This is a genomic window from Stenotrophomonas pictorum JCM 9942, assembly GCF_001431585.1.
GTDB lineage: Bacteria > Pseudomonadota > Gammaproteobacteria > Xanthomonadales > Xanthomonadaceae > Stenotrophomonas > Stenotrophomonas pictorum.
Window position 1 is genome coordinate 22,404 of sequence record NZ_LLXS01000001.1, and the last position, 14,637, is coordinate 37,040.

The 14,637-nt window shown below is 61.9% G+C and carries 12 protein-coding genes and 2 tRNA genes; all 14 read right to left on the minus strand.

Annotated features, from left to right (window positions below; genetic code table 11):
* Positions 1-69: 69 nt before the first annotated feature.
* The gene (gene nusA, locus ARC78_RS00120; protein WP_054656955.1) at positions 70-1,581 is read right to left on the minus strand and encodes a transcription termination factor NusA; all 1,512 of its coding nucleotides are present in this window, start codon (positions 1,579-1,581) and stop codon (positions 70-72) included.
* A gap of 4 nt (positions 1,582-1,585) precedes the next feature.
* Positions 1,586-2,176, minus strand: coding sequence for a ribosome maturation factor RimP (gene rimP / locus ARC78_RS00125; RefSeq protein ID WP_054656953.1), 591 nt, complete (start codon positions 2,174-2,176; stop codon positions 1,586-1,588).
* A gap of 199 nt (positions 2,177-2,375) precedes the next feature.
* A tRNA-Met gene (locus ARC78_RS00130) sits at positions 2,376-2,452 on the minus strand.
* 81 nt (positions 2,453-2,533) lie between these two features.
* Positions 2,534-2,610: transfer RNA gene (locus tag ARC78_RS00135), tRNA-Met, on the minus strand.
* A 122-nt stretch (positions 2,611-2,732) separates the two neighbouring features.
* Entirely contained in the window at positions 2,733-4,193 is a 1,461-nt protein-coding gene (nuoN, locus tag ARC78_RS00140; protein ID WP_057505467.1) for an NADH-quinone oxidoreductase subunit NuoN, read from the minus strand.
* A gap of 36 nt (positions 4,194-4,229) precedes the next feature.
* A complete protein-coding gene (locus ARC78_RS00145; RefSeq protein WP_057505468.1) occupies positions 4,230-5,741 on the minus strand; it encodes an NADH-quinone oxidoreductase subunit M in 1,512 nt (503 codons plus the stop codon).
* Between the two features lie 19 nt (positions 5,742-5,760).
* On the minus strand, positions 5,761-7,908 hold the full coding sequence (nuoL, locus tag ARC78_RS00150; protein ID WP_054656951.1) for an NADH-quinone oxidoreductase subunit L: 2,148 nt from the start codon (positions 7,906-7,908) through the stop codon (positions 5,761-5,763).
* A 7-nt stretch (positions 7,909-7,915) separates the two neighbouring features.
* Positions 7,916-8,221: an NADH-quinone oxidoreductase subunit NuoK gene (nuoK, locus tag ARC78_RS00155; RefSeq protein WP_054656949.1), complete on the minus strand. Its 306-nt coding sequence runs from the start codon at positions 8,219-8,221 to the stop codon at positions 7,916-7,918.
* Positions 8,218-8,874, minus strand: a complete 657-nt coding sequence (locus ARC78_RS00160; protein ID WP_054656947.1) for an NADH-quinone oxidoreductase subunit J — start codon at positions 8,872-8,874, stop codon at positions 8,218-8,220. Before ARC78_RS00160 ends, nuoK begins: the two co-directional genes overlap by 4 nt.
* Before the next feature lie 9 nt (positions 8,875-8,883).
* Positions 8,884-9,372: an NADH-quinone oxidoreductase subunit NuoI gene (gene nuoI / locus ARC78_RS00165; RefSeq protein WP_054656945.1), complete on the minus strand. Its 489-nt coding sequence runs from the start codon at positions 9,370-9,372 to the stop codon at positions 8,884-8,886.
* Between the two features lie 3 nt (positions 9,373-9,375).
* Positions 9,376-10,470: an NADH-quinone oxidoreductase subunit NuoH gene (nuoH, locus tag ARC78_RS00170; protein ID WP_054656943.1), complete on the minus strand. Its 1,095-nt coding sequence runs from the start codon at positions 10,468-10,470 to the stop codon at positions 9,376-9,378.
* Positions 10,467-12,716 carry an NADH-quinone oxidoreductase subunit NuoG gene (gene nuoG, locus ARC78_RS00175; protein WP_057505469.1) on the minus strand — a complete coding sequence of 750 codons (2,250 nt, stop codon included), beginning with the start codon at positions 12,714-12,716 and terminating at the stop codon, positions 10,467-10,469. Before nuoG ends, nuoH begins: the two co-directional genes overlap by 4 nt.
* The gene (nuoF, locus tag ARC78_RS00180; protein WP_054656939.1) at positions 12,713-14,050 is read right to left on the minus strand and encodes an NADH-quinone oxidoreductase subunit NuoF; all 1,338 of its coding nucleotides are present in this window, start codon (positions 14,048-14,050) and stop codon (positions 12,713-12,715) included. The genes nuoG and nuoF overlap by 4 nt, the downstream gene beginning before the upstream one ends.
* Before the next feature lie 3 nt (positions 14,051-14,053).
* Positions 14,054-14,581, minus strand: coding sequence for an NADH-quinone oxidoreductase subunit NuoE (gene nuoE / locus ARC78_RS00185; RefSeq protein ID WP_054656937.1), 528 nt, complete (start codon positions 14,579-14,581; stop codon positions 14,054-14,056).
* Positions 14,582-14,637: the final 56 nt, after the last annotated feature.

Genomic DNA, 14,637 nt, shown 5'->3' on the forward strand with positions numbered 1-14,637 from the left:
CCCTCGACACAAGCGAAGGCAGCGCGGAGTCTACGCCCTGAGCGGATCAGGGCACTGTTCATCGCTGGCTCATTCGCCACGCTCCAGGCGGGCGATCTCCTCGGCGCGGGCTGCCAGGACCAGCGCCGCGGCGCGCTCCAGATCCATACCCTCAATGCCGAATTCCAGAATCTCGTCGGCAGCCAGGTCCGACAGATCCTCACTTGTACGCACGCCGTTACCGGCCAACGCGTAGGCAGTGGCCTCATCCATGCCGTCCAATGCCAGCAGGTCCGCCGCCGGCACGCCGCTTTCAGCGTTCTCTTCAATCGCCAGCGCGTCGTTCAGCAGTGCATCACGGGCGCGGGCTCGCAGCTCTTCGACGATGTCCTCGTCAAAGCCTTCCACTGCCAGCAGCTCACCCACCGGCACATAGGCGATTTCTTCAACCGTATTGAAGCCTTCGCTGACCAGAATACCGGCGATTTCCTCGTCCACTTCCAGCTTGTCCATGAACAACTGGCGGGCCACAGCCTGTTCAGCCTCGGACTTGGCTGTCACCTGGTCCTGCGTCATCACATTCAGCTGCCAACCGGTCAAACGGCTGGCCAAACGAACGTTCTGCCCGCCCTTGCCGATAGCCTGGGCCAGACGGTCCTCAGCGACCGCCAGGTCCATCGAGTGACGGTCTTCGTCGACGATGATGGACTGCACTTCCGCCGGCGCCATCGCATTGATGACGAAATTGGCAGGACTTTCGTTCCACAGCACGATATCAACACGCTCGCCATTGAGCTCGTTGGAGACCGCCTGCACACGCGAACCCCGCATGCCGATGCAGGCACCGATCGGATCGGTGCGGCTGTCATGGGCGAGCACCGCGATCTTGGCGCGATCGCCCGGATCACGTGCACATGCCTTGATCTCAACCAGACCCTGACCGACTTCCGGCACTTCCAGCTTGAACAGCTCGATCATGAACTCCGGCGCGGCACGGCTGATGAACAGCTGCGGACCACGGGGCTCCGAGCGCACTTCGGCCAGGTAACCGCGCACGCGGTCTCCGGCACGCAGCACATCGCGCGGAATACCCTTGTCCTTGGGAATAAAGGCCTCGGCGTTGCCACCCAGGTCCACATAGATGTTGCCGCGCTCGGCGCGCTTGACCACACCCGTTACCAGCTCGCCCACGCGATCCTTCCACGCGTCGACCACCTGCTGGCGCTCGGCTTCACGCACGCGCTGCACGATCACCTGCTTGGCGGCCTGCGCGGCAATGCGTCCGAAATCGGGGTTTTCAATCTGCTCTTCGATGTAATCGCCGATTTCCACATCATCGGCCTCTTCCACGGCGTCCATCATGCGGATCTGGCGATCCGGCGACTCCATCACCACATCATCGGCGACCACTTCCCAACGACGGAAGGTTTCGTAGGTGCCATCCTTGTGATCGATGGAAACACGGGTCAGCACATCCTGATCCACGTAACGCTTCTTCGCAGCCGACGCGAGCGCCGCTTCGATCGCATCGAAAATCACTTCACGCGGCACGCCTTTTTCATTGGCGACTGCGTCAACTACCAGCAAAAGTTCCTTGCTCATCGACTCACTCCGCGCGCGGCTTGTCCGCCGCCGTTTCGTTGTTGGATTTATTTTTGGCCTTGCCACCCTGCTTGGGCGCCGGACCTGTCGGTTTGGTGGGAGCCAGGCCCAATGCAGCCCAGTCCGGAATGATGCGCGCCTTGTCGATATTGTCGAACGAAGCCACAAATGGCTTGCCATCAACGACGAACGCCACCGTACCCTGCGCGTGGTCGACCGCAACGATCTCCCCTTGCAGGCGACGGCGATTTTCCTGTGGCAGCTTCAACCCGACCTTGGCGGATTCGCCAATAGCGCGCTCAAACTGCTCCAGGGTGAACAGCGGACGGTCAACGCCGGGCGAAGACACTTCCAGCGTGTAATTGCCGCTGATCGGATCTTCCACATCCAGCTGCGCGGACACCTCTCGGCTCACCCGCTCACAGTCGTCAATGTTCACCATGCGCTCAGGCTGCTCGGCCAACGGCACGTCGATATACAGACGCAACGTGGCCCCACCCGGCGCCGGCAAATACTCGGCACCAAGCAACTCGAGCCCCAATGCCTGCACGGCGGGGCGCAGCAGATTCGCGATTTCAGTAGCCTTGTCGCTCACAGCCAGCCTTGATTCGTAAATGAGAGCGCGACTGCCACCCTGCCGGGATTTCCGCGCTCTGGAAACAACAAAGGGCCCAACTGGGCCCTTTGTCCGATATGAACCCGTTGACCGGGTCCCGGTTGCAGAAACGGAAGCAATCGTTCCTGCGAGCCCAACCTATGCCCCTACCCACACAATGTGCAGCAAAGACCGAAGCTGGTAGCGGGGGCAGGATTTGAACCTGCGACCTTCGGGTTATGAGCCCGACGAGCTGCCAGACTGCTCCACCCCGCATCAGAAGCGGAATGATGAAGGATCGCCTCAGTGAATGCAAGCGCCTCTCATCAACCAAGCCACAAACAACCGGCTTGGCGTTGGTAGCGGGGGCAGGATTTGAACCTGCGACCTTCGGGTTATGAGCCCGACGAGCTGCCAGACTGCTCCACCCCGCACCGGAAGTTATTGAATTGCCCTCACCTAAGAGGAACCTGCCGCAACGTCGTTCTGGCTGAACCGCTGCATCGACAACTCAGGCTGTGAATAATACACGAATCCCGCAGATTTGCACCTGTTTTCAGGACAAATGTGCAAAAGAATTGCGCATCCACTCCATGATCGGCCCCAAGCCCAGCGGCAGGAACAGCAACAGGATCGAATTGACACCCAGCACGATGCCCAGGATGCGGTCATTGTTGCGCGGCAGTGGCTCACCGACCGGCTCATCGAAATACATCACCTTGATGACCCGCAGGTAGTAGAAGCAGCCGATGACAGCGCAGATCACACCGACCATGGCCAGCCACAGCAGGCCGCCATTGAGCGCCGCACCGAGCACCGCCAGCTTGGTCCAGAAGCCGAGGAACGGCGGAATGCCGGCCAGCGACGCCATGATGCACAGCACCAGACCGGCCATCCATGGACTGCGGGCATTCAACCCCTTGAAGTCCTCGATATTCTCGGCTTCAAAGCCGGCCCGCGACAGCGCGATGATCGCGCCGAACGCGGCGGTGGACATGATGGCGTAGGCGATCGCATAGAACATGGCCGCTGAGTAGCCCTGCTCGCCACCGCCGGCAATACCCATCAGCAGGAAGCCGATATGCGAGACAGTCGAGTAGGCCAGCATGCGCTTCAGGTTGGCCTGGGCGATGGCCATCAGATTACCGACGATCAGCGACAGAGCGGCCAATCCAGCCAATACATACTGCAATTCAGTTGACAGCGGACCGACACCGGCTTCGAGCAGACGGTAGGCCATACCGAATGCGGCCAGTTTCGGTGCCGAGCTGATGAACAGCGCGATCGGTGCCGGCGCACCCTGATAGACGTCAGGCAGCCACATGTGGAACGGCGCAGCACCCAGCTTGAAGGCGACGCCAGCGACCATGAACACCGCACCGGTCAGCAGCAGCAGACGCTCATCGGAATGCGCGATGGAGCCGTGGATCACATCCAGGTGCAGCGAGCCGGTCGCGCCGTAGATCAACGACATGCCGTACAGCAGCAGGCCCGATGCCAGCGAACCGAGCACGATGTACTTCATGCCTGCTTCGGCGGCGAGCTTGTTGTCGCGATTGCTGGCCACCAGCGCGTAGGAGCACAGCGCCAGCAACTCCAGACCGAGATAGACCATCAGCAGACTGCCGGCCGAGACCAGGATCATCATGCCGGCGGTGGCGAACAGAACCAGCACCGGGATCTCGCCCTGGTACAGATCCCGCTCGCGCAGGTAGCTCCAGCCATAGACCAGGCTCAGACCGCTGACCAGCACGATAACGGTCTTCATGACATCGGCGGCATTGTCACGGATGAACATCCCGTGGAACACCTCGCCCTGCCCGCCCACATCGGACAGCAGCAGCACGAAGGCGACAGCCAGAACGGCCACCGACAGGAAGTGGGTCCAGACCTTGTGCTTGCTGCTGATAAACAGGTCGATCATCAGCAGGGCGAAAGCGCCGCCAATCACCGCCAGTTCGGGCAGCAACGGCAGGAGGTCAGCGGTGGTCAACGGCAGAGACGTCGGCGTGGTCATCATCAAATCCTGGAATCAATACTCTCGACGGGCCGCTTACAGCAGCTTGCTCGAAGCGATCTGCATCGCCAGCTTGGCGATGGACGGCTCCATCAGGTCGGTCAGCGGCATCGGGTAGAAACCCAGCACCAGCGTACCGACGGCAAATACACCCAACACCAGCCATTCGCGACCATTGATGTCCTTCAGCTCGGCCACATGGGCATTGCCCACTTCGCCGAAGAACACGCGCTTGTACAGCCACAGTGAATAGGCCGCGCTGATGATCAGCGTGGTCGCGGCGCCAAAGGCAGCCAGCGGATTCCACTGGAACGCCGCCAGCACGATCATGAATTCACCGACGAAACCACTGGTACCCGGCAGGCCCGAGTTGGCCATGAAGAACAGCAGCGAGAACGCGGCAAACCATGGCATCACGTTGACCACGCCGCCGTAATCGGCGATGCGGCGACTGTGCATGCGGTCATACAGCACGCCCACGCAGGAGAACATGGCGCCGGACACGAACCCGTGCGAGACCATCTGCACCATCGCGCCCTGCAAGCCAAGTCGCGCGGCATCGGCATTGCCGGCTTCCCGCACCAGCCAGAGCGCGGTGAACGTACCCAGTGTGACAAAGCCCATGTGCGCGACCGACGAATAGGCGATCAGCTTCTTCATGTCGTCCTGCACCATGGCCACCAGACCGACGTAGATGACCGCCACCAGCGACAGCGCGATCACCAGCCATGCCCACTCGTGGCTGGCATCGGGAACGATCGGCAGATTGAAACGCAGGAAGCCATAGCCGCCGATCTTCAGCGCGATCGCGGCCAGGATCACCGAACCGGCGGTCGGCGCCTCCACGTGCGCATCCGGCAGCCAGGTGTGGACCGGGAACATCGGCACCTTGACCGCGAAAGCGATCAGGAACGCGAAGAAGATCCAGGTCTGTTCCTTGCCCGAAAGCTGCAGCTGATACAGGTCGGCCAACTGGAAGCTGCCCCCCTTCAGATACAGGTAGATCAGCGCAACCAGCATCAGCACCGAGCCGAGGAAGGTGTAGAGGAAGAACTTCATCGCCGCGTAGATGCGACGCGGACCGCCCCAGACGCCGATGATCAGGAACATCGGAATCAGCATGGCTTCGAAGAACACGTAGAACAGCATCGCGTCGGTCGCAGCGAAGATACCGACGGTGACGCCTTCCAGGATCAGGAAGGACGCCACGTACTGGTTGACACGCTTGTCGACCACGCCCCAGGCGCCGATCAGCGCCAGCACACCGACCAGCGTGGTCAGCAGCACCAGCGCGATCGCGATGCCGTCAACGGCGAGGTTGTAGCCGATACCGAATGCCGGAATCCACGGATGCTGTTCGACAAACTGCATCACGTCGGCCGCGGTGCGGTCGTAGCCGCTGAGCAGACCGAGACTGAACAGGAAGGTGAGCAATGCCACCGCCAAGGAGGCCCACCGGGCTGCCTGGGCGTTGCGCACGGCGAGGATCAACGCACCGCCGATGATCGGCAGCCAGATGAGGATACTAAGTAGAGGCCAGTTCGACACGTCTTCTATTCCGTACAGGTCAACGCCAGAAATGCATCAGGACGCCCAACAGGGCAATCAGGCCGATGATCATTGCGAAGGCGTAGTGGTAGAGGAAACCGGATTGGGTGCGGCGCAGCAGGTTGGCAGCCAGCTCGACCACGCGGGCCGAACCGTTGACCACCACCCCGTCAACGACCGTGCTATCCACGGCACGGGCGGCCTTGCCGAGCTGCACACCACCGCCGGCAAAGCCGTCGATCCAGAGCTTGTCGAAGCCGTACTTGTTTTCCAGCACCGAAACCGCCGGCGCCAGAGTCTTGCGGGCCTTGCCTGCCAGTTCCGGCTTCCAGATGTAGAACACCCAGGCCAGCACGAAACCTGCAACCGTCAGCCAGAACGCCGGCATCTGCATGCCATGTACCGCATAGGCCACCGAACCGTGCCAGAACTCCTTGCCTACTTCGGCAATGGTGTCACGCGCCGGGTCGTAGAAGTCGACGATACCGGTGAAGAACGACATGGCCTGGCCGGGGATGCCGCCAGCGGCGGTATGGCCATCCCAGCCGGTACCAAACAGCATCGGGCCGATGGTGAAGAAGCCGATCAGGATGGACGGGATAGCCAGCAGGATCAGCGGCACGGTCACCACCAGCGGCGACTCGTGCGGCTCGTGGGCACCATGCCCGTGGTGGTCATCGTGGCCGTGGCCATGATCGGCGTGGTGATCATCATGTGCGTCGCGGAAGCGTTCCTTGCCGAAGAAGGTCAGGAACAGCAGGCGGAAGCTGTAGAAACTGGTGACGATCACGCCACCGAGCACCGCCCAGTAACCGTACAGGGCAACCCAGCCGGCATCGGCAGCGTGCGCGTGCATCGCGGCAGCTTCGATGATGGTGTCCTTCGAGTAGAAACCGGCGAAGAACGGCGTACCCACCAGGGCCAACGTACCGATCCACATGGTGATGTGGGTGATAGGCATGTACTTGCGCAGGCCGCCCATCTTCATCATGTTCTGCTCATGGTGCATGCCCATGATCACCGAACCGGCGCCGAGGAACAGCAGCGCCTTGAAGAAGGCGTGGGTCATCAGGTGGAACACGGCGCCCGAGTAGGCCGACACGCCCAGTGCAACCGTCATGTAGCCCAGCTGGGAAAGGGTCGAATAGGCCACCACCCGCTTGATGTCGGTCTGCACGATACCGATCAGGCCGGTGAAGAAGGCCGTGGTGGCGCCGATGAACAGAATGAAGTCCAGCGCGGTCTGCGACAGCTCGAACAGCGGCGACATGCGGGTGACCATGAAAATACCCGCGGTCACCATGGTCGCGGCATGGATCAGCGCCGAAATCGGCGTCGGGCCTTCCATCGAGTCCGGCAGCCACACGTGCAGCGGCACCTGCGCGGATTTGCCCATCGCGCCGATGAACAGACAGATGCAGATCACCGTGGCCACCGACCAGATCAGCGGCTCGCTGAGAATCTGGATCTGCTGTCCGAACAGGTTGATCGAACCCGACCAGACCTGCATCAGCGCATTGGGATCACCCAGCACGCCGGCATTGGCAAACACCGTCGCGTAGTCGAGCGAGCCAAACACCCACAAGATCGCCGCGATACCCAGCAGGAAACCGAAGTCACCCACGCGATTGACCAGGAACGCCTTCATGTTGGCGAAGATCGCAGTCGGCCGCTTGAAGTAGAAGCCGATCAACAGGTACGACACCAGACCCACCGCTTCCCACCCGAAGAACAGCTGCAGGAAGTTGTTGCTCATCACCAGGGTGAGCATGGAGAAGGTGAACAGCGAAATGTAGCTGAAGAAACGCTGGTAGCCGTCATCCTCGGCCATGTAGCCGATCGAGTAGATATGCACCAGCAGCGACACGAACGTCACCACCACCATCATCATCGCGGTCAGCTTGTCGATCATGAAACCGACGTGCGCCGAATACTGGCCGACTTCGAAGAACGTGTAGACGTTCTGATTGAACGGTTGTGCGCCACCCCACAGCAACTGCGAGAACACGTAAGCCGACAGCGCGCAGCTGACGGCCACGCCAAGAATGGTGATGTACTGGGCGCCCTTGCGCCCCACCTGGCGACCGAACAGGCCGGCGACGATGCTGCCTAGCAGCGGTGCGAGCACCACCGCAATCAACAGACTCTTGGAGAGAGTGATTTCCATCTTCGGATCAGCCCTTCAGCGAATCAACTTCGCCCACGTTGATGGTGTGGCGAGTACGGAACAAGGTCACCAGGATCGCGAGGCCGATTGCAGCTTCGGCTGCGGCCACGGTCAGGATGAAGAACACGAACAGCTGGCCTGCGGTGTCGCCCAGCTCGCGCGAGAACGCGATGAAGTTGATGTTCACCGACAGCAGCATCAACTCGATCGACATCAGCAAAACGATGATGTTCTTGCGGTTCAGAAAAATGCCGGCAACGCTGATGCAGAACATAACCGCACCCAGCGCGAGCATATGGCCCAGGGAAATCATGGCTTGGCCTCCTCGCCACCGGAATTTTTGACGTCAACCTGCACGACCGGCTTTTCGGCCGTCATCTTCACCATGCGCAGACGATCTTTCGCCTTGACCATGGTCTGCTCGGTCGGATCCTGCTTCTTCAGACCCGGGCGGCGACGCAGGGTCAGCATCACCGCGGCAACCACGGCCACAGTCAGGATCACGGCCGCGAACTCGAACGGCAGCAGGTATTCGGTGAACAGGCTGCGCGCCAGCCAGGTGATATTGGAGGTGTCGGCCGCGATCGCCGCCGCGTTGTCCACCGGGAAGGGCGCCGCAGAACGGGCCTTTACACCGATCAGGATCAACATCTGCACCAGCATCACGACCGCCACGACCAGCCCGAGCGGCAGGTAACGCACCCAGCCTTCACGCAAGTCGGAGGTATCGATGTCGAGCATCATCACCACGAACAGGAACAGCACCATCACCGCGCCGACATACACCAGCACCAGCGTGACGCCCAGGAACTCGGCTCCCACCAGCAGCCACACGCAGGCCACCGAGAAGAACGTCAGGATCAGGCACAACACCGCGTACACCGGGTTGCGCACACTGATCACCGAAGCGGCTGATATGCCGGCGACGATCGAGAAAAACCAGAACGAAATATTTACCCAATCCATCTCAAGACCTCAGCGGAAGGCAGCGTCGGCGGCGCGGCGCTCGGCGATTTCGGCTTCAAGCCGATCGCCAATGGCCAGCAGCTGCGGCTTGGTGATGATGTTCTCGCCACGATTCTCGAAGTGGTACTCGAGGATGTGGGTCTCGACGATCGAATCCACCGGGCAGCTTTCCTCACAGAAGCCGCAGAAGATGCACTTGAACAGATCGATCTCGTACCGCGTGGTACGGCGGGTGCCGTCTTCGCGCTTGGCCGAATCGATGGTGATCGCCAATGCCGGGCACACCGCTTCGCAGAGCTTGCAGGCGATGCAGCGCTCTTCCCCGTTCGGGTAGCGACGCAGTGCATGCAGACCACGGAAACGCGGCGACTGCGGAAACTTCTCCATCGGGTACAGCACGGTGTACTTGGGCTTGAACGTGTATTTCAACGTCAGCCACATACCCCCGATCAGCTCGAGCAGCAGCAGGCTCTTGAAATAGTGGGTGATCTTATTCATGAATCAAACGCCCTTCTGGATCACGCCGTAGAACACCATCAGTGCCGTCACCGCGATCCAGAAAATGGTCAGCGGGATGAACACTCTCCAGCCCAGACGCATGATCTGGTCATAACGGAAACGGGGGAAGCTTGCACGGAACCAGATGTAGGCACTGGCGAAGAACAACACCTTCAGCAGCAGCCACGGCCAGCCACCGTTCCAGATCCAGTTGATCCACGGCGAGATATCCGCCGTGACCCAGCCCTGGATCGGGCTCAACCAACCACCGAGGAAGAAGATCGCGATCAGGAAGCTGATCAGGATCATGTTGGCGTATTCGGCCAGGAAGAACAGCGCGAACGCACCACCGGAGTATTCGACCATGTGGCCGGCAACGATTTCCGATTCGCCTTCCACCACGTCGAACGGCGCGCGGTTGGTCTCGGCCACACCGGACACCCAATACACCACGAACAGCGGGAACAGCGGCAGCAGGAACCAGTCAAACAGGCCCGAATTGCCCTTCTGCGCCAGCACGATCTCGCTCAGGTTCAGGCTGCCCGCGGCGATCATCACGCCAACCAGCGCGAACCCCATCGCGATCTCATAGCTGACCACCTGCGCGGCAGAACGCATCGCGCCGAGGAAGGCGTACTTGGAGTTGGAGGCCCAGCCGGCGAGGATCACGCCATACACGCCCAGCGAGGTCATGGCCAGCAGATACAGCAGACCCACGTTGGAGTTGGACAGCACCAGCTTGGCGTCGAACGGCACCACCGCCCACGCGGCGAAAGAAGGTGCCAGCACGATCAGCGGCGCGATCACGTACATCGCCTTGTGGGCGCTGGTCGGGGCTATGATCTCCTTGAACAGCAGCTTGGTGACGTCTGCAAAAGCCTGCAGCAGCCCCCCCAGGCCGACATACATCGGCCCGTGGCGGACGTGCATCCAGCCGATCAGCTTGCGTTCCCACAACACGTAGAACGCCACCGAGATGATGATCGGCATCGCGATCACCAGGATCTTCAGCACCGTCCACAGCACGATGCCGATATCGCCCAAGGCGAGGAACCACTGGTGCAGCGGGTCGACCGCGTTCAACAGCAACTCGTTCATGCAGCCACCACCGTTACCCGTGCAGCGCCCAGCGGCGCGGTTGCGCCGTGGCCCGATTCAATCCACACCGTACCGGCGGCGACGCGTGCGTCGACGACGACCGGCAATGTCGCCTTGCCCGCTTCCGTACCGACCTTGGCCATCTGGCCTTCGGTCAGCTGAAGACGCGCGGCGTCTTCCACATTGAGCACAATGCGCGGTGCGTTGTTCAACGGATGCGACTGCAGCGCTTCGGCGCGACGGACCACCGCATCGATGCGGTAGATCGCCGGCGTCGAAGCCACTTCCAGGCCCTCGCCCGCCAGCAGCGGCTGCGCCGAAGCGGCAACCTTCACCGCCACAGACTGCAGGCTGGCACGCAGACCCGCCAGATCGGTGAAACCGAACCCGGCCAGTTGCATGTCACCCCCCAGCGCACGCAGCACGCGCCAGCCCTCGCGGGCCTCGCCCTGCAACTTGCCGCCAGCGCGGGCAATCTGGTCGCGACCATCGAGATTGGTCAGCGTGCCCTCGATTTCCGGCAGCGCGCCGATCGGCAGGATCACGTCGGCCACATCGCGGGTCGAGGCACAGGCGAACTGGCTGAAAGCCACGACCTTGGCACCGGCCAGCGCCTTGCGGGCAGCGGCGGCATCGGCAAAATCCAGGCCCGGCTCAATGCCATACAGCGCATAGGCCTTGCGCGGCTGCGCCAGCATCGCGTTGACATCCTTGCCGGCCGGCAGCACGCCAGCACGGGTCAGGCCAAGCGCGTTGGCGCCCTGCGGAATGCGACACAGCTTGGCGCCGGTACCCGAGGCAAACGCGCCGGCAGCAGCACGGATGGCGGCAGCCTGCGGGTGGTTTTCGGCAATCGCGCCAACGATGATGACGGAGTTGCTGCCGCCCTTCACCGCCTCGACCAACTGCGCGCTGCCCAGCACTTCGGCAAAGCGCGACGGTGCAACGATCTGCTTGCCAGCCAGCTTGAACGCGAAGTCGAAATCGACCGGGTTGACCACATGGATCTGCGCCCCGTTGCTGGTCTGCGCCTTGCGCAGACGGGCGTGCAGCAACGGCAGCTCGTGGCGGATATTGCTACCCAGCACGACGATGCGATCAGCCTTCTCGATCTCGGCCAGCGACATGCCGAACGCTTGTGCGACAGGAGCGTCGGAGAAATCGCGGTTGTTGATGCGGTGGTCGATATTGGTCGAACCCAGTCCGGCCGCCAGACGTGCCAGCAATGCGCCCTCCTCATTCGAGGTCGACGGATGTACCAGCACGCCCAGATCGTCGCCACGGTTGGCTTCAAAGATTTCGCGGGCCGCGGCCAGACCTTCGGCCCAGCTCACTTCCTTCCATTCGCCATTGACCTTCTGCAGCGGCTTGACCGCGCGATCGGCGGCGTACAGGCCCTGGTGCGAATAGCGGTCGCGGTCGGACAGCCAGCATTCGTTGACCAGCTCGTTGTCGCGCGGCACCGCGCGCAGCACTTCGCCACGGCGCACGTGCAGGAACAGGTTCGAGCCCATCGCGTCGTGGTAACCCAGCGACTCGCGTGCGGTCAGCTCCCACGGGCGCGCCTTGAACTGGAACACCTTGTTGGTCAGCGCACCGACCGGACACACGTCGATGACGTTGCCGGACAGCTCGGTGGTCAGCGGCTTGCCGTCGTAGGTGCCGATCTGCAGGTTTTCGCCGCGGTACATGCCACCCAGCTCGTAGGTGCCCGCCACTTCGGCGGTGAAGCGCACGCAGCGGGTGCACTGGATGCAGCGGGTCATCTCGGTGGCGACCAGCGGCCCCATGTCCTCGTCCACCACCACGCGCTTGCGCTCGTTGAAGCGGCTGACCGAGCGGCCGTAGCCCAGCGACACGTCCTGCAGCTCGCACTCGCCGCCCTGATCGCAGATCGGGCAGTCCAGCGGATGGTTGATGAGCAGGAACTCCATCACCGAACGCTGGTACTTGAGCGCCTTCTCGTTGCGGGTCTGGATCTTCATGCCATCCATGACCGGGGTGGCACAGGCTGGCGACGGCTTGGGCGACTTTTCCACATCGACCAGGCACATGCGACAGTTGGCCGCGATCGGCAGCTTCTCGTGATAGCAGAAGCGCGGAATCGGAATGCCGGCCTTGTCGGCGGCCTGGATGATCATCGAACCCTTGGGAACGACCAGCGACTGGCCATCGATCTCGATGGTCACGTGCCCTTCGGGCACAACCACAGTCGTCTCATTGGGATTTACCGGTTGCGCGCTCATGCGACAGCAGCCTCCACCTTCTTGCCGTCAACCATCGAATGACCGTTGACGATGTAGTACTCGAATTCGTCCCAGAACTGACGCAGGAAACCCTGGATCGGCCATGCGGCGGCTTCACCGAATGCGCAGATGGTGTGGCCTTCAATCTGGCCGGCCACCGTCTTGAGCTGGTGCAGGTCTTCCATCGTGGCCTGACCGGCGACGATGCGCTCCAGCACGCGGTGCATCCAGCCGGTACCTTCACGGCACGGGGTGCACTGGCCACAGGATTCCTTGTGGAAGAACTGGCTGATACGGCAGGCGAACTTCACGCAGCACACGCTGTCGTCGATCACCACGATCGCCCCAGAGCCCAGACCTGAGCCCAGCGCACGGATGGTGTCGTAGTCCATCGGCAGTCCCTTGAGCTCGGCTGCGGTCAGCACCGGCATCGACACACCGCCCGGGATGGCGCCTTTCAGCGTGCGGCCCGGACGCAGGCCACCGGCCATTTCCAGCAGCTCGTCGAACGTGGTGCCCAGCGGTACCTCGAAATTGCCACCGCGCTGCACGCAACCGGAGACCGAGAAGCACTTCGGGCCGCCATTAGCGGTCTTGCTCAGGCCCTTGAACCACTCCGGGCCGTTGCGGATGATCGCCGGCACCGAGCCGTAGGTCTCGGTGTTGTTGATCGTCGACGGCTTGCCATACAGGCCGAAATTGGCCGGGAACGGCGGCTTGTAGCGCGGCTGGCCCTTCTTGCCTTCCAGCGACTCCATCAGCGCGGTTTCTTCGCCGCAGATATACGCACCGGCGCCCAGGGCGCCATAGATGTCGATATCGACACCGCTGCCCATCACGTTCTTGCCCAGCCAGCCGTGCTTGTAGGCATCGGCCAGGGCCTGTTCGAAATGTTCGAACGGCTCGTGGTGGAACTCGCCGCGCAGGTAGTTGTAACCGACGGTGGAACCGGTGGCGTAGCAGGCGATCGCCATGCCCTCGACCACCGAGTGCGGGTTGTAGCGCAGGATGTCGCGGTCCTTGCAGGTGCCCGGCTCGGATTCATCCGAGTTGCAGAGAATGTACTTCTGCATGTCGCCCTTGGGCATGAAGGACCACTTCAGGCCGGTCGGGAAGCCGGCGCCGCCACGGCCACGCAGGCCGGACTGTTTGACCATCTCGATGACGTCGGCCGGCGGGATCCTCTCTTCGAGGATCTTGCGCAGCGCGGCGTAGCCACCGGTCTTCAGATAGCTTTCGTACGACCACGGGGTGTCGTAATGCAACGTGGTGTAGACCACGTTGTGCGGAAGCGGTGCCGGTCCTACCGGCCCCTTGGATTCGTGGTGTGCCATGTCTTACTCCAGCCCGTCCAGCAGCGCATCGACCTGGTCCAGCGTCAGGCGCTCATGGTAGTGACCGTTGATGACCATCATCGGCGCGCCCGCGCAGCCGGCCAGGCACTCTTCCTCTTTCTTGAGGTAGACACGGCCGTCAGCGGTCGACTCGCCGTGCTTGATGCCCAGCTTCTTCTCGCAATGGTGCACGATATCCTCGGCACCGTTGAGCCAGCAGCTGATATTGGTGCAGATCGCAACGTTGTTGCGGCCGACCTTCTCGGTCTCGAACATCGAGTAGAAAGTCGCCACTTCGTACGCCCACACGAACGGCAGATCCAGATACTTGGCCACGGCGGCGATCAGTTCATCGCTCAACCAGCCCTGATTCTGCTCCTGGGCCGCATGCAGGCCCTGCAGCACCGCCGAGCGCTTGCGATCGGGCGGAAACTTTGCCAGCCAGTGATCGATGTGAGCACGGGTCTTGTCGCTCAGCACCACCATCGGGTCGACGTCACGCGCCGCCTCGAAATTACCTGTCGCCTTCATCGGCCGACCTCAACGAATAGCAAATTCTGGAAAAGCGAGGCCCGCGGCAGCAGAGC